Origin of the sequence: Streptomyces lateritius (assembly GCF_014649715.1) — a bacterium.
GTDB classification, from domain to species: Bacteria; Actinomycetota; Actinomycetes; order Streptomycetales; family Streptomycetaceae; genus Streptomyces; species Streptomyces lateritius.
Genome location: NZ_BMTO01000008.1, coordinates 345,709 through 363,776 on the forward strand (window position 1 = coordinate 345,709; position 18,068 = coordinate 363,776).

The following is an 18,068-nucleotide window of genomic DNA, read 5'->3' on the forward strand; positions in this document are numbered from 1 at the left end:
GCATGACGTTCGTCGGAGGTAAGGAGGCTGGACCCGTGCCCCGAATGGCCCCCAGTCCCTCGGTGAGGGAGGATTCCGAATGATGCGCTACTCCATACGTGGGCCCCAGGCGGGCTCCTCTCTCCTCGCGGCCGCGGTGGCGCTGGTCACCCTGACCGCCTGCTCCGACGGGTCGGCCACCGGCCCGGGCGGGCCGACCTCCGGCGTCGGCACGCCCTCCGCCGTCACGAGCGCGACGCCCGAACCGAGCCCCACGCCCACCCGGACGTACCCGCTCTCCACCGCCCCGCTCACCGTCCCCGCGGTGCGTTCCCACGAGGCGGCCCGCGGTCCCGGCTGGCGGCCGGTGCCCGCCGCCGGTGTCGTCGTCGCCGCGGGCAGCGAGGAGCTCGCCGACGAGGGGCGGCTGCTCGCCGGGGAGCTCAAGATCGCCTACCGGGGCGCCGTCGCCGCCCGCGCGGGCGACGTCGAGCTGGCCCTCGGCGGAAAGGGCGCCCCCGAGTCGTACACGCTCACCACCCGCGACAACCGGGTCCGGATCACCGGCCCCGACGAGGCGGGGGTCTTCTACGGCACCCGGACCCTCAAGCAGTCGGTGAAGGGCTCCGGGGCGATGCCCGAGGGCAAGGTCACCGACGCCCCGGCGAAGCCGCAGCGCGGCCTGATGGTCGACATCGCGCGCAAGCACTTCACGGCGGGCTGGATCGAGGCCCGGGTGCGCGAGATGGCCGACCTGAAGCTCAACCAGCTCGGCCTGCACTTCTCCGACGACCAGGGCTTCCGGATCGAGTCCGACAGCCACCCCGAGATCGTCTCCGCCCAGCATCTGACCAAGGCCGAGGTCCGGCGGATCGTGGACCTCGCGCGGAGCCTGCACATCACCGTCATCCCCGAGATCGACTCCCCGGGACACCTCGGCGCGGTCATCGCCGCCCACCCCGACCTCCAGCTCCGGAGCGCTTCGGGCAGGGCGCCGCGCGGCGCCGTCGACATCGCGAATCCCGCCTCGGCGAAGATCGTCGACGAGCTGCTGCGCGAGTACATGGGCCTGTTCCCCGGCGGCTACTGGCACCTGGGTGCGGACGAGTACGTGGCGCTGATGTCCAAGGACCCCGAGGCGACCTACCCGGGCCTGGCGCGTGCGGCCCGCGCGAAGTACGGGCCCTCCGCCCGGGTCCAGGACCTGGCGACGGGCTGGCTCAACGACCGCGCGGCGGTCGTCCGGCCGTCGGGCAGGACGCTGAAGGCATGGAACGACGGCTTCTTCCCCGGCGGGGTGGTGGGCGCCGACAAGGACATCGAGGTCGAGTACTGGACCGGCAAGGAGCTCGGCGCACGGCCGCCGACCGCCTATCTGAGCGCCGGCCGCAAGGTCGTGAACCTCAACGACGAGTACCTCTACTACGTCCTCGGCGAGCCGAACCAGTTCACGTACCCCACCGGTCGCCGGATCTACGAACAGTGGACCCCCCTCGTCCTGCGCGGCACGACCCCCGTGCCGGCGCGATACGGCCCGCAGATCCTGGGCGGCCGGTTCGCGGTCTGGTGCGACCTGTCCCAGGCGCAGACACAGGCGCAGGTGGCGGACGGCATCCGGACGCCGCTGACGGCGACCGCGCAGAAGCTGTGGGACGAGCGGAAACCCGCGATGAGCTGGGAGCGGTTCCGGGACCTGGCGGCGAAGGTGCGCTGACGCGGTCGGGAGTACGCTCCCGTGCGCGGCGGCCGCCCGGCCGCCCGGCGCCTCGGGGAGGGGCGCCGTTCACCCGTGGGGGTTCCGTTCACTCATGCTCCGCAATCCCGTCGGCCTGTCGTACGCCGTGGTCGCCCTGCTCGCGGCGATGGTCGCGGCCGATGCCGGTCTCTTCGCCGCGGCCCTCGACGTACGGCTGCTGATGGCCGGCGACCTGAACGACCACCCCGATCCGGCCGGCTTCGCGCACCTGGGCGTCGACGTCGTGGCGGTGCTCCAGGTGCTGATCCAGCTGGCGCTCAGCGTCGTCTTCATCATCTGGTTCTTCCGGGTCCGGAAGAACGCCGGCGTCTTCGCGCCCGATCTGCACCGGGGCGGGCCGGGCTGGGCGATCGGTGCCTGGTTCGTCCCGATCGCCAACCTCTGGTGGCCGCGCAGCGTGGCGGCCGGCGTCTGGCGGGCCAGCCGCCGGGACCCGTACGGCGACGGCAAGGGCGAGGGCGAGTCGCTCGCGGTGCTCAACTGGTGGTGGGTCTTCTGGGTTCTGACGGACAACGGGAGCCTCTTCGCGACCGCCGTCTACGACGACGCGGACACGGTCGAGGAGTTCGTGGTCGGGTCCGGCTTCCTCATGGGAGCGGCTGTCCTGGACATCGTCGCCGCTCTCCTCGCGATTCTCTTCGTGCGACGTCTGACCTCTATGCAGCACGCGAAGGCCACTGGCATGATTCCGGCCGCGTAGTGACGTAATCGCGCCAGGCGGCGCAGTAAGAGGAAGTACTGCGTCCGCAACGGGAGGCCTCGATGAGCCTGCTGGAACTGATCGACCGGGCCGATGAACGGAGCCTGGCCGCCGCCGGGCTCGCCTGCCTGGACCGGTGTCTGCCGCTGCTCGCCCCGGAGGCCGCCGACCTGCTGCGTCCGGTCTGGGCCGCCGTCGCGCGCGGCGACGGCGTGGCGTGGGGCGAGGCGATCGTCAAGGCCCGGTCCGAGCTGGCGGGCGGTGAGGGCGAGGCCGCCGCGCTCGTAGGGGAGATGCTGGGCGCCGCGCCCGCGGAGTGGGCCGAGGGGCCGCTACGGGAGTGGGCCTCCGGGTGCTCCGTCACGGCCCTCGTCCTGCACGGGCGGTACGACGCCGCCGACGCCACCGAGGAGCTGATCGCGCGCTGCCGGGCCGGGGACGCGGCCGGGGCCGGCCCGCTTCTCGCCGGAGAGCTGCGCCGCCAGCACACCGTCCTCGAATCGGTCGCCCACGGCCCGACGGGGCTGCGCCGCGCCCGGGAACTCTCCACGGAGGGCGGCCGGGTGCTCCGGGCGGTGGTCTCCCGCCGGGCCCGTACGGCCTGAGCTGGCGCCCGAGGGGCGCCCGGCCGCCGGGGTCACGCCGCCGGGGTCATGCCGCCGGGGTCAGGCCGTCGGCGTCGCACCAGCCGGGCCGGCCGGCCGGTCACATCGGCCGGGTCACGCCGTCGGGTCCGACTGCTGGACCAGTGACGCGACCGTCTGCGCGATCTCCGACTCCGCCCGGACTTTGTCGAGGCCGAGGCCCGACAGGACGCCCTGGCCGTCCTCGAACTCCAGCAGCGCCAGCAGGATGTGCTCGGTGCCGACGTAGTTGTGGCCGAGCCGGAGGGCCTCGCGGAACGTCAGTTCCAGCACCTTCTTCGCCGCCGCGTCGTACGGGATGAGCGAGGGCACCTCGGCGACCGCGGGCGGCAGGGCGGCCGTGACAGCCTCGCGCAGCCGCTCCGGGGTCACCTCCTGCGAGGCGATCCAGCGCGCGCCGAGCCCTTCGGGTTCGGCGAGCAGGCCGAGGGTCAGATGGCCCGGGACCGTCTCGGAGTTGCGCGCGGCCGCGGCCTCGTTGTGGGCCGCCATCACCACGCTCCGGGCCCGGGGCGTGAACCGGCTGAAGCCGGCGTTCGGGTCCATCTTCTCGGCGTCGGGTTCCTTGGGTACGAAGCGCTTCTGCGCCGCCTGCCGGGTCACCCCCATGCTTCTGCCGATGTCGGTCCAGGAAGCGCCGGAGCGGCGCGCCTGGTCGACGAAGTGACCGATCAGATGGTCGGCCACGTCGCCGAGATGGTCCGCCGCGATGACCGCGTCCGACAGCTGGTCGAGCGCGTCGGTGTGAACCTTCTTGATCGCTTCGATGAGGTCGTCGAGCCGGATGGGAGGGGTCGAGCCGACTGGGTTCGTCATGGAGGCAACCCTAGGTTGACAGTCCGAGAGGTGTCAACCCGTGGTTGACAGTTCGAAAGTCGTCATGATGATCGCCATGACGACCGGTCCCCGCATCACCGCCGACGACCTCCAGCACGCCCTCCGCCTCTCCCTCGCCACCCTCCGTGCCGCCGCTGCGGGAACCACCCCCGCCGACTGGGAGCGGCGCGCCGGCGCTCTGGCATGGAGCTGCTGGGAGACCGTCGAGCACCTTGCCGACGACCTCTTCGCCTACGCCGCCCAGACAGGCCTCGAAGCGCCGCCGCTCGACAAGGAGGTGCCCTTCCTCTGGGAGCGGCGGCGCGCGGGCGGCCCCGCCAACGTGACCTACGCCGATCCCGCCGCCGGCACCTTCGGACTGCTCCAGGTCCTCGAGGCCTGCGGTGCGATGCTCGCCGCCCTCGTCCGCACGGTTCCGGCCGACCGGCGCTCGTACCACTGCTTCGGCGTCTCCGACGCGGAGGGCTTCGCGGCCATGGGCATCGTCGAGACCCTCGTCCACACCCATGACGTCGCCACCGGGCTCGGGGTCGCCTGGACGCCGCCCGCCGGGTTGTGCGACCGGGTGCTCACCCGGCTCTTCCCGGACGCGCCCACGGACACGGACCGCTGGCGGACCCTGCTGTGGGCCACCGGCCGCGGCGAACTGCCCGGCCGTGAGCGGCTGACGTCCTGGCGCTGGTCCGCCGAAGTGCCGGACCGCGGCGAGGAGTTCGACCGCCCGGTGTGATCAGGACCACTTCCATCACCTGTGACACTTCCGCCCCACGGGTCGCTTGGTGGGGCATGCACCGGGAATCAGACAACGCGCCGACCACGCCGTCCGCTGACGGAATGCGTGCCTATGTGACCCAGTTCGTCGACCGGCTCACGGAGCGGAGCCGCCTGCCGCTCGACTACTCCGTGGCCAGCCTCCGGCTGGTCGACCTGATCGTCGACGGACTGAGACGCGACCGGCCCGACCGCGCTCGGGTCGCCCTCACCCTCCAGGGCCTCGGCGCGTATACCGGTGAGGTGATCGTGCGGCGGGCCGGCGGGCGCTGGGTGGACTTCGACGCGGGGCAGCGCGAGTTCTTCCGCCAGTCCGTCGGGATACGGATGCCGGACGGGCGCGCCTGGAACCCGCTCGGAAAGGTCGTCAACCGCTTCGACACGGGCCCGGAGGAATCCGTACAGCGTTTCTACCTCATGCTTCACGGGCGGGCGCGAACTCCTGTGCGGTGCCTGTGAGTCTGTGACGTTTCCACCGGGCCGCGCGCTGAAGGGAAGGGGGACGGCGCGCGGTGTGCGCCCCGCTCTCCCGGAAGCCACGGGCACGGTGTGCGGTGCCGAGTCGGCACGAAGAGGGAAGCGTGGGCCCGGACGACGCGGAACTGGGGAGTCTTGTCGAGCGCGCTCAGGGCGGGGACGAGGAGGCCTTCGCCCGGGCCTACCGCCTGGTGCAGCCGGGGCTGCTCGGCTACGTCCGCGGCCTGGTCGGGGAGGACGCCGAGGACGTCGCCTCCGACGCCTGGCTGGAGATCGCCCGGGACCTGGGACGGTTCCGGGGTGACGGGCCCGGTTTCCGGGGCTGGACCGCGACGATCGCCCGCCACCGGGCACTCGACCATCTGCGCAGACAGCGGCGCAGGCCCCGGACCGCCTTGCTGGAGCAGGACCTGCTGGACCTGCCGGGCGGTCATGACACGGCCGCCGCCGCCCTGGAGACCCTGTCGACGGAGCAGACGCTCGCCCTGGTCCGCAGCCTGCCGCCGGACCAGGCCGAGGCCGTCCTGCTCCGGGTGGTGGTCGGCCTGGACGGACCGGCGACCGCCCGCGTCCTGGGCAAACGCCCCGGGGCGGTCCGCACGGCGGGCCACCGGGGCCTGAGGAGACTGGCCGGCCTGCTGGCCGCCGCCGCGGAGCCGCCACGACGGCAGAGGGATGGAGCATGACACAGGAACCGGACGCGGATGATGATCCCGCCGCGCGCCCCGGCACACGCCCCGGCATACGCGCCGACGCGCTCTGCGCGGATCCGCGCGAGGCGCTCGCGCGGGCGGCGTTCCGGGCCGCGCGGGACGCCGGAAAACACCGCGCGCTGCGGACCCGGCGACGGGACGACTGGCGCCCTGCCCGGGTACGGGGGCGCGCGGGGCGGCGGCCGACGCGGGACGGGGAGAGGTAGAACGGCCCGAAACGGCCGGAAGTGGAGGACGACCGGGGCCGCCACCCCCCACAGGAGAGGCCCCGGTCGCCGTCCGCCGGGGCCGCAGCACGGCCCCGTACTCCTATCAGCGCCGGGCATGCGTTTTCTGTCACACCGTGGGGGTCCGCTGCGGCTGTCGAAGGTTGCAGGCTGTACAAAGACCGGACGAACATGGACGCGGCACCGGGCGAGGACGTAGCGTGCTGGTGCGCGCCGGGCGGCGTGGCGGTGATGACCAGCCGCGATGACGAACAGGTTGTGGGGAGTGCTGGGGGACGACGCGGAGCTGACGGCCGCGGTGCTCGCTGCGCAGGACGGGGACGAAGACGCCTTCCGTACTGTGTATCGCGCCGTGCATCCCCGGCTGCTGGGCTACATACGCACACTCGTCGGCGACGCCGACGCGGAGGACGTCGCGTCCGAGTCCTGGCTCCAGATCGCCCGCGACCTGGACCGCTTCAGCGGTGACGCGGACCGGTTCCGGGGCTGGGCGGCCCGTATCGCCCGCAACCGGGCGCTCGACCACATCCGGATGCGCGGCCGACGCCCCGCCGTGGGCGGCGACGAGACCGAACTCACCGACGAACCCGCCGACTCCGACACCGCGGACGAGGCCCTGGAAGCACTGGCCACCGGCCACACCATGAAACTCATCGCCCAACTTCCGCAGGACCAGGCCGAGGCCGTGGTCCTGCGGGTCGTGGTCGGCCTGGACGCCAAGAGCGCCGCCGACACCCTGGGAAAGCGCCCCGGCGCCGTACGGACCGCGGCGCACCGCGGTCTCAAGCGGCTCGCCGAACTCCTCGGCGCCGACGGCGACGGCACCATGGCCGCACTGGGGGGCGTACCGCCGCAACGCGGTCGCAGGCCGGGGGCCCCGGCCCCCGGTGGTGTGACGCAATCGCGTGCGCGGACGCAGAAGGAACTGTGATGGCCGACGAGCGGTACCAGTGGCTCGACCAGGAGGCCGCGGAGCGGTTGCTGCGCGGCGAGCCGGTCGATCCCGTCGACGATCACGCCCGCGCGCAGGCCGAGCGCCTCGCCGACGCCCTGGCGGCGGCCCGGCCCGTACCCTTCCCGCGCGCGGCGGAGGCCGAACTCCCCGGCGAGGCGGCCGCCCTGGCCGCCTTCCGCAAGGCCACGGCCGAACGCGCCGCCGCGGCCGCCGCCCCCTCCGCCGAACTGGGCGGAGTACGGCTCGCGCCGGTGTCCCCGGCCCGGCGGTGGGGGCGCTCGCTGAGGTACGGCCTGGCGGCCGCGGTCGCCGCCGTCGCGGTCGGCGGCGTCGCCGTCGCCTCCGGTACGGGCATGCTGCCGTTCGACCGGGACGCCGCCCCCACGCCGGCCGGCTCCGTGTCGGCCGTGGACACCCCGGAGCCGCGCGTCTCCGGAACCCCGGACGACGGTCTCGGCACCGAGGTGCCGACGGTGCCTCCCACCGCCGGGGGCCGGTCGCCCGGCGCGTCCTCGTCACCCGCGACGCCCCCGGCCGTGGCCGGTTCCGGCGGCACGGACGGTACGGGCGGAAAGAGCGGCGGGACCCCTGAGCCGGACAGGAGCAAGGGCTCCCCGGAGCAGGACGGCGAGACCACCGCCGCCGCCAACGTCAGGGACTGCAGGGAGTACCGGGCCGGACGCCTCGACGACAGCGGTGTCCGCAGACTGGTGAAGGAGGTGCGGAGCGGCGAGACCGTCCGGCGCTTCTGCGACCGCGTCCTGTCCGGCGGCTCGGACACGGGCGACTCCTCGGGCGACACGAACAACGGCTCCACCGGAGGCACGTCCGGCGCCGGCTCGTCCGGCGGCAAGGGCGACGGCAAGGGCGACGACGACTCCGCCGGCGAAGGTGATCGAGCGGGCGGTGCCTCGGGAGGCGCCGGCGGCAAGTCCACCGGCGGCAAGTCCACGGGCGGCAAGTCCACCGGCGGCAAGGGCGGCGGAGACCGCGGGAGCGACCGCAGGTCCGACCGGAACACCGGCCTGGACACGGGCCCCGAGCACGCTGCCGCCCCGGTCGGTCGCGCCTCCACGGCCGCCGTCGAGCCCGCCCCGAGCGTCCCCGCCGAAACCGTGACGCACCAGGTGTGACACTTTTCGGCCCGCCGACGCAGTACTGAGTGAGCCGACTGGTCATCGGCCGCGCGGTGAGCCGGGGTTCCCCCCGTACCTACGGCTCCGCGCACCCGGCGCGGGTGGGACACGTTCCCCCGGTCCCACCCGCGCCCCTCACTTCCGGCTTCTACGCCTCCCGCTCACCAGTGGACGACGACCTTGTCGCCGACCTTCACCTGGCCGAAGAGCGTGGCGATCTTCCCCCGGTCCCGGACGTTGACACAGCCGTGCGAGGCCCCGTTGTAACCGCGGGCCGCGAAGTCCGACGAGTAGTGCACGGCCTGACCGCCGCTGAAGAACATCGCGTAGGGCATGGGCGTGTGGTAGAGCGTCGAGACGTGGTCGCGGCTCTTGAAGTCGACCTTGAACGTGCCCTCACGGGTCGGCGTGTTCTCCGAGCCGAAGCGGACGTCCATCGACGAGACGACCTTGCCGTCGATCATCCACGCCAGCGTCCGGCTCTCCTTGCTGATGCACAGCACGCGCCCCGTCATGCAGCGGGGGTCCGGCGCGTCCAGCTTGTTGGTGGTGGACGGCTTCAGCTCGTCCGCCGTGGGCTCGTGGGTCATCCCGAGCAGCCGCTGCCAGGTCGTCTCGTCCACCGAGCCGGTCTGCGGCAGCTCCCGCTTCTTCTGGAAGCCCTTGACCGCCCCCGCCGTCATGGTGCCGTAGAAGCCGGTGGGGGCACGGTCGAAGTACCCGATCTGCCGCAGTCGCGCCTGCAGCTCGCGCACCTGCGCGCTCTCGTCGCCGTCCTTCATCAGGACCTTGACGGCCGGGGCCGCGGAGGTCGGGGACGAAGACGGCGACGAAGGCTTGTCGTCCGTCGTGGCGGAAGGCGAGGCCGACGCCGAAGGCTGCGAGGACGCCGACGAGGTGGCGGGCGCCGGAGCGGACGAGCCGCCACCGCCTCCCGCTCCCGCGGCCTGGGCCGTACAGCCGGTGGCGAGCGCCACGGCGGCCACGGCTATGAGCGATCTGAAGACGACGGACGAACGGCGCATCGGTTCCCCCCGAGACAGGTGTGTGTACCTATGGGATGCTTCCCGCGCCCGCTTGGTTGCGCACCCGCCGCAAGTACGGCGCATGCTGGGAAGAAGGTCCGTGCGAGGGGCTGTGAGGAAGGTCCCAGCGTGCGGCTCTCCACCGGCCGCACGGCCGCCGCTACAGTCCGTCGCGAGGGTTGGTACCACTCAGTAGGTCTATCGGGAGGCACAACAGATGGCGCGCGAGTCGGAGTCGGGGCTGCCCATTGAGCCGGTCTACGGACCGGACGCTCTGGACGGGTGGGATCCCGCCGAGAAGCTGGGCGAGCCGGGCTCGTACCCCTTCACGCGCGGTGTGTACCCGTCGATGTACACCGGCCGCCCCTGGACCATGCGGCAGTACGCGGGCTTCGGCACCGCCGTCGAGTCCAACGCCCGCTACAAGCAGCTGATCGCCAACGGCACGATGGGCCTGTCCGTCGCGTTCGACCTGCCGACCCAGATGGGGCACGACTCCGACGCGGCGATCTCCTCGGGCGAGGTCGGCAAGGTCGGTGTCGCGATCGACTCGATCGACGACATGCGCGTCCTGTTCGGCGGGATCCCGCTGGACAAGGTCTCGACCTCGATGACCATCAACGCCCCCGCCTCCCTCCTGCTGCTCCTCTACCAACTCGTGGGCGAGGAGCAGGGCGTCCCGGCCGACAAGCTGACGGGCACCATCCAGAACGATGTGCTCAAGGAGTACATCGCGCGCGGCACGTACATCTTCCCGCCCAAGCCGTCGCTGCGGCTGATCGCGGACATCTTCAAGTACTGCAAGGCCGAGATCCCGAAGTGGAACACGATCTCGATCTCCGGCTACCACATGGCCGAGGCCGGTGCCTCGCCCGCGCAGGAGATCGCGTTCACCCTCGCCGACGGCATCGAGTACGTCCGTACCGCCGTCGCCGCCGGCATGGACGTGGACGACTTCGCCCCCCGGCTCTCCTTCTTCTTCGTGGCCCGCACCACCATCCTCGAGGAGGTCGCGAAGTTCCGGGCCGCCCGCCGGATCTGGGCGCGGGTGATGAGGGAGGAGTTCGGCGCGAAGAACCCCAAGTCGCTGATGCTCCGCTTCCACACCCAGACCGCCGGTGTGCAGCTCACCGCCCAGCAGCCCGAGGTCAACCTGGTGCGCGTCGCCGTCCAGGGCCTCGCGGCCGTCCTCGGCGGTACGCAGTCGCTGCACACCAACTCCTTCGACGAGGCCATCGCGCTGCCGACGGACAAGAGCGCGCGCCTCGCCCTGCGGACGCAGCAGGTCCTCGCCTACGAGACGGACGTCACCGCCACCGTCGACCCCTTCGCCGGCTCGTACGTCGTCGAGAAGATGACCGACGACGTCGAGGCCGCGGCCCTGGAGCTGATGCAGAAGGTCGAGGACCTCGGCGGCGCGGTCAACGCGATCGAGCGGGGCTTCCAGAAGAACGAGATCGAGCGGTCCGCCTACCGCATCGCGCAGGAGACCGACAGCGGCGAGCGGGTCGTCGTCGGCGTCAACCGCTACACGATCGACGTCGAGGAGCCGTACGAGCCGCTCCGCGTCGACCCGGCGATCGAGGCCCAGCAGGCCGAGCGGCTCGCCAAGCTGCGCGCCGAGCGTGACCAGGCGGCGGTCGACGCGGCGCTCGCCGAGCTGAAGAAGGCGGCGGAGGGCACGGACAACGTGCTCTACCCGATGAAGGACGCGCTCAAGGCGCGGGCCACGGTCGGCGAGGTCTGCAACGCGCTGCGCGAGGTCTGGGGCACCTACGTCCCGACCGACGCCTTCTGATCCCGCACGTCTGATCTTCCGGCATACGGAACACCGAGAGGGAGTGTCGTACTCGCGTGCGACACTCCCTCTCATGCTGGGTGTCACCGATCTGCCGACCTATCTCGCGGGCCTCGTCCTCATCATCCTGCTGCCGGGGCCGAACTCGCTGTACGTGCTGTCCGTCGCCGCCCGAAAGGGCACCCGGACCGGGTACAAGGCCGCCGCCGGTGTCTTCACCGGCGACGCGGTCCTGATGACGCTGGCCGCGCTCGGCGCGGCCTCGCTGCTCCAGACCACGCCGCTGCTCTTCATGGTCGTGAAGTACGCGGGCGCGGGGTATCTGGCCTGGATGGCGTACGGCATGCTGCGGGCGGCCTGGTCCATGTGGCGCACCCGCGGTGAGTCGCCTGCGGCCGGGGAGTCCACGGACGCGCCGACCGGCGCGGGGGAGAACCCGTACCGCCGGGCGCTGGTCATCAGCCTCTTCAACCCGAAGGCGATCCTCTTCCTCATCTCGTTCTTCGTGCAGTTCGTCGACCCCGGGTACGCCTACCCCGCGCTCTCCTTCCTGGTGCTCGGCACCCTGCTCCAGCTCGGCAGCTTCCTCTATCTCACGATGCTGATATTCGGTGGGACGCGGCTCGCGGCCGCGTTCCGGCGCCGCAGGCGGCTCGCGGCGGGGGCGACCTCCGCGGCGGGCGCGCTCTTCCTCGGCTTCGCCGCGAAGCTCTCGCTCAGCAGCGCCTGACCGGATCCGCTTGACCCTGACACGGTGTGAGGCCGTTCCGTCGGAGGCATCATGTTCACCATCGGAGACTTCGCCCGGCACGGGCGGGTGTCGGTCCGCATGCTGCGTCATTACGACGCCATCGGACTGCTGCGCCCGGCTCATGTCGACCCGCACAGCGGCTACCGCTTCTACGAGGCGGACCAGCTCGCACGCCTCAACCGTGTCATCGCGCTCAAGGAACTCGGCTTCACCCTCGACCAGGTGGGGGCGATCCTCGACGAGCAGGTGGGCGCGGAGGAACTGCGCGGGATGCTGCGGCTGCGCCAGGCCGAGCTGGAGACGGCCCTGGCGGAGGCGGCGGGACGACTGGCCCGCGTCGGCGCGCGGCTCCGAGCCATCGAGAGCGAGGGACACATGTCCACGCAGGACGTCGTGATCAAGAAGGTTCCCCCGGTCCGCCTCGCCGAGCTGAGCGGCGTGGCCGCGAGCTTCGGCCCCGGCGACATCGGTCCGGTCATCCAGCCGCTGTACGACGAGCTCTGCGCCCGTCTGGAGGCCGCGGGCGTCACCGGCTTCGGGCCGGGGATCGCGTACTACGAGGACGCGGGCAGGGGTGACGGCTCGGTCGTCGTGCACGCCGGCATGACGATCCCGGCCGGGGCCGCGCCGGAGGGGGTCGATCTCGTCGTCCTGCCGGCCCTGGAGACGGCGGCGACGGTCGTCCACCGGGGTCCGATGGACGACATCCTGCCGACCGCCCAGACCCTGGCGACCTGGATCGACACGAACGGCTACCGCTCGACGGGTTACGCCCGCGAGCTGTACCTGGAGTGCCCGGAGGACCGCACGAAGTGGGTGACAGAACTCCAGGAACCGGTCGCCCTCGTCTGACGCCCCCTGGCCAGAGCCCTTTCGGCGCCCGGCACGGGAGTTGGCGGCCCACCCCGGGCCCCGGGCCGGGCCCCCGGGCCGGGCCGCCCCCGGTTCCGGGCTCCGGCCCCGGGATTCCTACCGCCCGTGCGCCCTGGCCCTGGGACTCCTGGTTCCGGCCCGGGGTTCCGGGCTCCGGCCCCGGGGTTCCTACCGCCCGGGGGCCTGACTGCGGGGCCTGTTCCCCGGGCCCCGGGGCGGGGCGGGGACGCCCGGCCGCCGGGGTCGTGGCGGCGCGGCGGGGCCCGCCCGTGCTGGAGCAGGACCGGGACGACGCGCGCCGGGTGGTGGCACAGCCGGGCCCGGCAGGCCGGCCGGGCCTCGCCCGGGCCCGTACCTTCGGGTACGGGCCCGGCCTCGGCTCACTTCGCCAGGGCCCGCTTCAGCCGCAGGGCGCGGCGGGCCAGGCGGCGGATCCGGGGGTGGCGGGGGACCGGGAGGCCGCCCGGGAGGCCCAGGACGGTGAGGCGGCGGCGCTTGAAGTACGGACGGGTGCGCTCGGCGAGGGGGCCCGAGAGGTGGCGGACCGCCGCTTCCCGCAGATCCGGGCGGATCTTGGGCTGCATCGCGAAGCCGACGGCCGCCACCAGGCCCGCGAGACCCTCCGCGTCCGGGGCCTCGTGGGCGCCGCCCTCCAGGTCCGGGATCAGCGCGTCGGCGAGTGTCACCGGAACGCGGTTGCTGTTCTGGTACGGGGTCAGCCGGTCCAGGAGAGTCCGGGTGCCGACCCTGGCCACCGGGACGCCGTGGAAGGCGTGAGCCGTGAAGAGGCCGGTGGAGAAGCAGCCGACCACCAGCGCCGGCCGCAGCTCCCGGTAGGCCACCTCGGCGAGCACCGGCCGGTCGAGGACGGTCAGTTCGGCGCCGAGCGCCTCCGCCTCCCGCCCCAGCCTCCGAGTCCAGGCGTCCGGAGCCGTCGGATGCGGCTTGAAGACGAGCCGCCGGTGCCCGCGCGCGACCGCGCCCCGGACCATGCGGACGTGCAGCTCCTCCTCCTCGGCCGGCGTGAGGATCGACAGCGCCGCCAGGTACTGGCCGAGCAGCAGCGCCGGCCCTTCTGTCTCACCGGCCGGCCCGCCGCCCGGCTCCATGGGCCCAGCCGTCTCCGCCAGCTCCGCGACCACCTTCGTGAACGCCTCCGTCGGCACCACCACCGCCTCCGCCCCGAACTCCGCGAGCAGCAGCGGCGCGAGCCCCGGCACCAGGTCGAGGTGGAGCAGCCGGCGCACCCGCTGGCCGACCAGCGGATCGATCTTGTTACGGGTCGGGCCGTAGCTCATCAGCCCGTCCGCGTACACGTCGAGCCGCGCGTCGGGGAAGAGCCGGGCGATCGTCAGCGCCGGTGTCACCTGCACGGACTCCAGGGCCAGTTCGATCCGGTCGTCGCCGAGGTCCCACAGCCGCCGCAGATGGCGCTCCAGGAGCGGAAGGTCGTCGGCCCGGGGCGTCCAGCCGGCCGGGTGCAGCGGGGCGATCGCCTCGTTCCAGGACAGTACGGAGTCGAAGCGCCCGCGCAGCTTCTCGAAGCCCGGCATCTCGTCCAGGGCGGGCGTCGTCTCCGGCACCGCCGCGTTGTTGGCGACCAGCAGCAGCCGCCGGTCCGCCGGGCCGAAGCAGCCGCTGTCCAGGGCCGCGGCCAGCGTCGTCGCGCCGTAAAGGGTGGAGGCGTAGAAGATCTGGGTGGTCCTCACGCGGCGGCCTCCACGCCCGTGCTCCGGGCGGCGGAGTTCGCGCCCGCGCCGGCACGGCGGCGGCGCAGCTTGCGCAGGACGGCCGCCCGCCGCTCGTCCATCGACGTCAGCGCCTCGCCCAGCACGTCCTGCGGCATGCGCCGCAGCGCCGCCGCACTCATCGCACGCAATTGTTTCGCCACCGCCGGTTCGAATCGCTCCACCGAGGAGATGTGGTGGGAAATGAGGGCGCAATAGGTACGGACGGCCTTCGGGAGCAGCCGGTCCGCATCCCTGTCGTTCGTCGTTTCGTCGATCACCTGATCGAAAGCGCGAATGAAATCCAGCTGACGGATATCGCCGATCTGTGTGAGCGAAGTGGAGACCCCGCGCCGGTAGAAGATTCCCAGCGTGCTCACCGCCGCGAAGGAGTCCGCCTCCCGGTGGAGTTTCCAGATCCACGGCCGGTCCTCCGCCGTCCGCAGCCCCGGCGTGAAGTGCAGCAGCCCGCGTTCGAGCAGCCGCCGGTGGTACATCCCGGCCCAGGCGTACGGATAGTCCACGGACGTCGTCCGGTCGGCCGGCAGGATCGCGTCCCGGGGCCGCAGCACCTCGGTGCGCCGCCCGACCGGCGACCGGCGCACCGACCGGGTCCTGCCCGCGGCGCGCACATGGTCGGTACGGAGGAAGTCGCAGCCCAGTCCGTCCATGTCGGCGACCAGGCGGTCGTAGAAGCCCGGCGCGAGCCAGTCGTCCCCGTCCAGGAAGGCCAGATACTCGCCGCGGGCGGCGTCCAGGCCGGTGTTGCGCGCGGTGGCGAGCCCCTCGTTGCGTTCGTGTCGGATCAGGACGGCCCCCGGGATCTCGCGCCCGGCCCGTTCGAGGAGCTCCGTGGTCCCGTCCGTCGAGCAGTCGTCGACGAGAAGGAACTCGAAGTCCTCGCGGGCGTTGGCGCGCAGGCTTCTGAGGGTGTCCAGGGCATATGTCTGCACGTTGAAGAACGGCACGACGACGGAGAGCTTGACCACGCGTTCGACGCTAGGCGCCGCTCCGGCATTCGTTCTGGCCGGTGGAGGGATGTTCGGTGAACACGAAGCGGCGGGCCGATTAACCACCCTGGATCCCGGCCTTTTTCAGAACGCGTAGTGGCGCTGTTCACCGTTTGTTGTGGCCCAGTTGGGCCGGGAAACGGAATGGCTCTCTAGCGTCCTCGGCGTGCCAGCAAGTACAAAGCAGGCGGTACGCGTCGCCGTACTCGCCGATTCCGACACCCGGTGGAAATGGGGCGCGCTCACCGCGCGCAGAATCACCGACGGCGCCCGGGCCGCCGAACCCACCGGTTTCCTCCTGCGCGGCCGGGCCACGCCCACCGCACGCCAGCTCGCCGAGACCGGAGTCTCCACGACGCCTCCGCGTGAGGTGACGGGCGCCGAGTTCCTGCGCGAGGTGCGCGACGCGGCGGCACGCGGGGAAGGATTCGACGTCGTCGTCCTGGCCCTCGTCGGCGGCACGGTACGCGCCGTCCTGCATGGCGTCGCCGAACTGGCCCTGGAGCGGCGCCCGGTGCTCGTCACCGGCTATGTCGGAGTCGTCTACGAGAAGCTGGCCGACGGACTGCTGCTGCGCCACGGCGCTGATGTCGTCCTCGCCAACTCCCGTCACGACGCCGCGCGTTTCCGCGCGGTCTACGAAGGGGTGGGCGCCGACGCCTCCTCGGTGGTGGAGGCCGCGCTGCCGTTCCTCGGTGGCACGCCCTACGCTCCCGAGGCGGGCCGGGACACCCTCGTGTTCGCCGCCCAGCCCTCGGTGCCTTCGACCCGCGCCGAGCGGACGTACCTGCTGCGCAGGCTCGTCGACCACGCCCGGTTGCATCCGCGCCGCGAGGTGCTGCTGAAGCTCCGCTCCAAGCCCGGCGAGCACACGACGCACCTGGAGGAACTCCCGTACCAGCGGCTCGTGCGGGACCTCGAACCGCCGCCCAACTTCCGTCTGGTCTACGGGCACATGGGCGAGGTCCTCGACCGCACCGACCTGCTGGTCACGGTCTCCTCGACCGCCGCCCTCGAAGCCCTGCACCGGCGCGTGCCGACGGCGATCCTCAGCGACCTCGGCGTACGCGAGGTCCTGGGCAACCACCACTTCATCGGCTCGGGGCTGCTCACCTCTTTCGACCGGCTCGACACGGACGTGCGCCCGGAGCCGGACGAGGAGTGGCTCGCGCGGCAGGGCGTCGCCGCCGGGGGTTCGTACGGGACGGCCTTCGACGCGGCCCGGGCGCGGGTCCAGGAGCTGCTCGCCGGCCCCGCGCTGCCCCCGCTCGACCCCTACTACACCGCGGTGACGGCCCCCGGGTACCTGCCCGGGATCCTCGCCCGCCACCGCCTCGACGTGACCGCCCCCGAGCCCCGCGACAGCGGGCTGCGGCGGGTGGTCCGGGAGGCGGCGCGGGGCGCGTACCGCCACGGCGTGCAACGCGTCGCCCCCGTCATCCGCCGCCTGGGAGAACTCTGATGACCGCCACCACGCCGACCACGACCGCCGCCACGACGACCGCCACCGTGCTCGCCGTGATCCCCGCCCGGGGCGGCTCCAAGGGCGTCCCCGCGAAGAACCTCGCCCCGGTGGCGGGCAGCCCGCTCGTCTCCCGCGCCGTCCGCGCCTGTCTCGGCGCCCGCCTGGTCACCGACGTCGTCGTCTCCACCGACGACGCGGAGATCGCGGCGGCGGCCCGCGCGGCCGGAGCGGAGGCGATCCACCGCCCGGCCGCTATCGCCGGCGACACGGCCACCAGCGAATCGGCGGTCCTGCACGCGATGGACGCCTTCGAGGCCACCCACGGCCGCCGCGTCGACGTGATCCTGCTCGTTCAGTGCACCAGCCCCTTCCTCGCCCCCGCCGAGGTGAACGGCGCCGTCGAGAAGATCACCTCCGGTGAGGCGGACACCGCGCTCACGGTGGCCCCGAGCCACGGCTTCCTGTGGCGGGAGACGGCCGACGCGTCCGGAGCCCACGGCGTCAACCACGACAAGGCCCACCGCCCCCGCCGCCAGGACCGGCACCCCGAGTACCTGGAGACCGGCGCCGTCTACGCCATGGCCGCCGACGGCTTTAGGACCCACGGCCACCGCTTCTTCGGCACCACCGGCCTCGTCGTCACCGACCCCGCCCGGGTCCTGGAGATCGACGACCCGCACGACCTCGCTCGCGCCCGCGCGCTCGCGCCGCTGCTCGACGCGGCCACCACGCCGGTACGCGCCGACGTCGACGCCGTGGTCCTCGACTTCGACGGCACCCAGACCGACGACCGGGTCCACATCGACGCCGCCGGCACGGAGTTCGTCTCCGTCCACCGTGGCGACGGCCTCGGCATCGCCGCCCTGCGCCGTGCCGGGCTCCCCGTCCTCATCCTCTCCACCGAGCAGAACCCCGTCGTCGCCGCCCGCGCCCGCAAGCTCAAAATCCCCGTCCTGCACGGCATCGACCGCAAGGACCTCGCCCTCAAGCAGTGGTGCGAGGAAGAGGGCGTCGACCCGCAGCGCGTGCTCTACGCCGGCAACGACGTCAACGACCTCCCGTGCTTCCACCTCGTCGGCTGGCCCGTCGCGGTGGCGAGCGCCCACGACTCCGTACGGGCCGCCGCCCGCGCGGTCACCCACACCCCCGGTGGCGCGGGAGCCGTCCGCGAGATCGCGGGCTGGCTCCTCGGGCCCGAGCTCCACACCCCCAACTCCTAAGGAC

Annotated in this window: 18 protein-coding genes; 14 read left to right on the plus strand and 4 right to left on the minus strand. The window is 72.8% G+C overall.

Going from position 1 to position 18,068, the window contains the following annotated elements:
- Positions 1-79: 79 nt before the first annotated feature.
- The 3 genes from IE136_RS18940 to IE136_RS18950 all read left to right on the plus strand — a co-directional run bounded on the left by IE136_RS18940 (position 80) and on the right by IE136_RS18950 (position 3,040).
- Positions 80-1,693 (plus strand): beta-N-acetylhexosaminidase, encoded by a 1,614-nt coding sequence (locus IE136_RS18940; protein ID WP_189600910.1) that lies wholly within the window; start codon positions 80-82, stop codon positions 1,691-1,693.
- Positions 1,694-1,787: 94 nt separating this feature from the next.
- Positions 1,788-2,435, plus strand: a complete 648-nt coding sequence (locus IE136_RS18945) for a DUF4328 domain-containing protein (protein ID WP_189600911.1) — start codon at positions 1,788-1,790, stop codon at positions 2,433-2,435.
- Between the two features lie 62 nt (positions 2,436-2,497).
- The gene (locus tag IE136_RS18950; RefSeq protein ID WP_158989656.1) at positions 2,498-3,040 is read left to right on the plus strand and encodes a hypothetical protein; all 543 of its coding nucleotides are present in this window, start codon (positions 2,498-2,500) and stop codon (positions 3,038-3,040) included.
- A 114-nt stretch (positions 3,041-3,154) separates the two neighbouring features.
- Here the strand turns inward: IE136_RS18950 and IE136_RS18955 are convergent, their stop codons facing one another.
- The gene (locus IE136_RS18955; protein WP_189600912.1) at positions 3,155-3,895 is read right to left on the minus strand and encodes a Clp protease N-terminal domain-containing protein; all 741 of its coding nucleotides are present in this window, start codon (positions 3,893-3,895) and stop codon (positions 3,155-3,157) included.
- 76 nt (positions 3,896-3,971) lie between these two features.
- Between IE136_RS18955 and IE136_RS18960 the strand changes: the two genes are divergently transcribed.
- From IE136_RS18960 to IE136_RS18985, 6 genes are all read left to right on the plus strand, one after another.
- Positions 3,972-4,646: a DinB family protein gene (locus tag IE136_RS18960; RefSeq protein WP_189600913.1), complete on the plus strand. Its 675-nt coding sequence runs from the start codon at positions 3,972-3,974 to the stop codon at positions 4,644-4,646.
- Between the two features lie 104 nt (positions 4,647-4,750).
- Positions 4,751-5,146 carry a hypothetical protein gene (locus tag IE136_RS18965; RefSeq protein ID WP_189600914.1) on the plus strand — a complete coding sequence of 132 codons (396 nt, stop codon included), beginning with the start codon at positions 4,751-4,753 and terminating at the stop codon, positions 5,144-5,146.
- Positions 5,147-5,268: 122 nt separating this feature from the next.
- Positions 5,269-5,850, plus strand: a complete 582-nt coding sequence (locus IE136_RS18970) for an RNA polymerase sigma factor (protein ID WP_158989662.1) — start codon at positions 5,269-5,271, stop codon at positions 5,848-5,850.
- Positions 5,847-6,083 (plus strand): hypothetical protein, encoded by a 237-nt coding sequence (locus IE136_RS18975; protein ID WP_189600941.1) that lies wholly within the window; start codon positions 5,847-5,849, stop codon positions 6,081-6,083. Before IE136_RS18970 ends, IE136_RS18975 begins: the two co-directional genes overlap by 4 nt.
- 286 nt (positions 6,084-6,369) lie before the next feature.
- A complete protein-coding gene (locus tag IE136_RS18980) occupies positions 6,370-7,035 on the plus strand; it encodes an RNA polymerase sigma factor (RefSeq protein WP_158994615.1) in 666 nt (221 codons plus the stop codon).
- Positions 7,035-8,192 carry a hypothetical protein gene (locus IE136_RS18985; RefSeq protein WP_189600915.1) on the plus strand — a complete coding sequence of 386 codons (1,158 nt, stop codon included), beginning with the start codon at positions 7,035-7,037 and terminating at the stop codon, positions 8,190-8,192. The genes IE136_RS18980 and IE136_RS18985 overlap by 1 nt, the downstream gene beginning before the upstream one ends.
- Positions 8,193-8,356: 164 nt before the next feature.
- Here IE136_RS18985 and IE136_RS18990 read toward each other — a convergent pair whose 3' ends face one another.
- Positions 8,357-9,220: a L,D-transpeptidase family protein gene (locus IE136_RS18990; protein ID WP_158989668.1), complete on the minus strand. Its 864-nt coding sequence runs from the start codon at positions 9,218-9,220 to the stop codon at positions 8,357-8,359.
- A 217-nt stretch (positions 9,221-9,437) separates the two neighbouring features.
- Here IE136_RS18990 and IE136_RS18995 point away from each other — a divergent pair, with 217 nt between their 5' ends.
- The 3 genes from IE136_RS18995 (at position 9,438) to IE136_RS19005 (ending at position 12,621) form a co-directional block, all read left to right on the plus strand.
- Positions 9,438-11,018, plus strand: a complete 1,581-nt coding sequence (locus tag IE136_RS18995) for an acyl-CoA mutase large subunit family protein (protein ID WP_158989670.1) — start codon at positions 9,438-9,440, stop codon at positions 11,016-11,018.
- 73 nt (positions 11,019-11,091) lie between these two features.
- Positions 11,092-11,748 (plus strand): leucine efflux protein LeuE, encoded by a 657-nt coding sequence (gene leuE / locus IE136_RS19000; RefSeq protein WP_189600916.1) that lies wholly within the window; start codon positions 11,092-11,094, stop codon positions 11,746-11,748.
- 51 nt (positions 11,749-11,799) lie between these two features.
- Positions 11,800-12,621, plus strand: a complete 822-nt coding sequence (locus IE136_RS19005; protein WP_158989674.1) for a MerR family transcriptional regulator — start codon at positions 11,800-11,802, stop codon at positions 12,619-12,621.
- A 401-nt stretch (positions 12,622-13,022) separates the two neighbouring features.
- On the opposite strand, the gene IE136_RS19010 is transcribed toward IE136_RS19005, so the two are convergent.
- A complete protein-coding gene (locus IE136_RS19010) occupies positions 13,023-14,351 on the minus strand; it encodes an alpha-2,8-polysialyltransferase family protein (protein ID WP_158989676.1) in 1,329 nt (442 codons plus the stop codon).
- On the minus strand, positions 14,348-15,358 hold the full coding sequence (locus IE136_RS19015; protein ID WP_189600917.1) for a glycosyltransferase family 2 protein: 1,011 nt from the start codon (positions 15,356-15,358) through the stop codon (positions 14,348-14,350). The genes IE136_RS19010 and IE136_RS19015 overlap by 4 nt, the downstream gene beginning before the upstream one ends.
- A gap of 187 nt (positions 15,359-15,545) precedes the next feature.
- Here IE136_RS19015 and IE136_RS19020 point away from each other — a divergent pair, with 187 nt between their 5' ends.
- Both IE136_RS19020 and IE136_RS19025 read left to right on the plus strand, forming a co-directional pair.
- Positions 15,546-16,841, plus strand: coding sequence for a DUF6716 putative glycosyltransferase (locus tag IE136_RS19020; protein WP_158989680.1), 1,296 nt, complete (start codon positions 15,546-15,548; stop codon positions 16,839-16,841).
- Positions 16,841-18,064: an acylneuraminate cytidylyltransferase gene (locus IE136_RS19025; protein ID WP_158989682.1), complete on the plus strand. Its 1,224-nt coding sequence runs from the start codon at positions 16,841-16,843 to the stop codon at positions 18,062-18,064. The genes IE136_RS19020 and IE136_RS19025 overlap by 1 nt, the downstream gene beginning before the upstream one ends.
- Positions 18,065-18,068: the final 4 nt, after the last annotated feature.

What these genes read in the sequence shown, in the direction of transcription:
- IE136_RS19005 (WP_158989674.1), top strand. Translation starts at nt 11,800, where the DNA reads ATGTTCACCATCGGAGACTTCGCCCGGCACGGGCGGGTGTCGGTCCGC.
- IE136_RS18955 (WP_189600912.1), bottom strand. Translation starts at nt 3,895, where the DNA reads ATGACGAACCCAGTCGGCTCGACCCCTCCCATCCGGCTCGACGACCTC.
- IE136_RS18995 (WP_158989670.1), top strand. Translation starts at nt 9,438, where the DNA reads ATGGCGCGCGAGTCGGAGTCGGGGCTGCCCATTGAGCCGGTCTACGGA.
- IE136_RS18990 (WP_158989668.1), bottom strand. Translation starts at nt 9,220, where the DNA reads ATGCGCCGTTCGTCCGTCGTCTTCAGATCGCTCATAGCCGTGGCCGCC.
- IE136_RS18950 (WP_158989656.1), top strand. Translation starts at nt 2,498, where the DNA reads ATGAGCCTGCTGGAACTGATCGACCGGGCCGATGAACGGAGCCTGGCC.
- IE136_RS18975 (WP_189600941.1), top strand. Translation starts at nt 5,847, where the DNA reads ATGACACAGGAACCGGACGCGGATGATGATCCCGCCGCGCGCCCCGGC.
- IE136_RS18985 (WP_189600915.1), top strand. Translation starts at nt 7,035, where the DNA reads ATGGCCGACGAGCGGTACCAGTGGCTCGACCAGGAGGCCGCGGAGCGG.
- IE136_RS18960 (WP_189600913.1), top strand. Translation starts at nt 3,972, where the DNA reads ATGACGACCGGTCCCCGCATCACCGCCGACGACCTCCAGCACGCCCTC.
- leuE (WP_189600916.1), top strand. Translation starts at nt 11,092, where the DNA reads ATGCTGGGTGTCACCGATCTGCCGACCTATCTCGCGGGCCTCGTCCTC.
- IE136_RS19025 (WP_158989682.1), top strand. Translation starts at nt 16,841, where the DNA reads ATGACCGCCACCACGCCGACCACGACCGCCGCCACGACGACCGCCACC.
- IE136_RS18940 (WP_189600910.1), top strand. Translation starts at nt 80, where the DNA reads ATGATGCGCTACTCCATACGTGGGCCCCAGGCGGGCTCCTCTCTCCTC.
- IE136_RS18965 (WP_189600914.1), top strand. Translation starts at nt 4,751, where the DNA reads ATGCGTGCCTATGTGACCCAGTTCGTCGACCGGCTCACGGAGCGGAGC.
- IE136_RS18945 (WP_189600911.1), top strand. Translation starts at nt 1,788, where the DNA reads ATGCTCCGCAATCCCGTCGGCCTGTCGTACGCCGTGGTCGCCCTGCTC.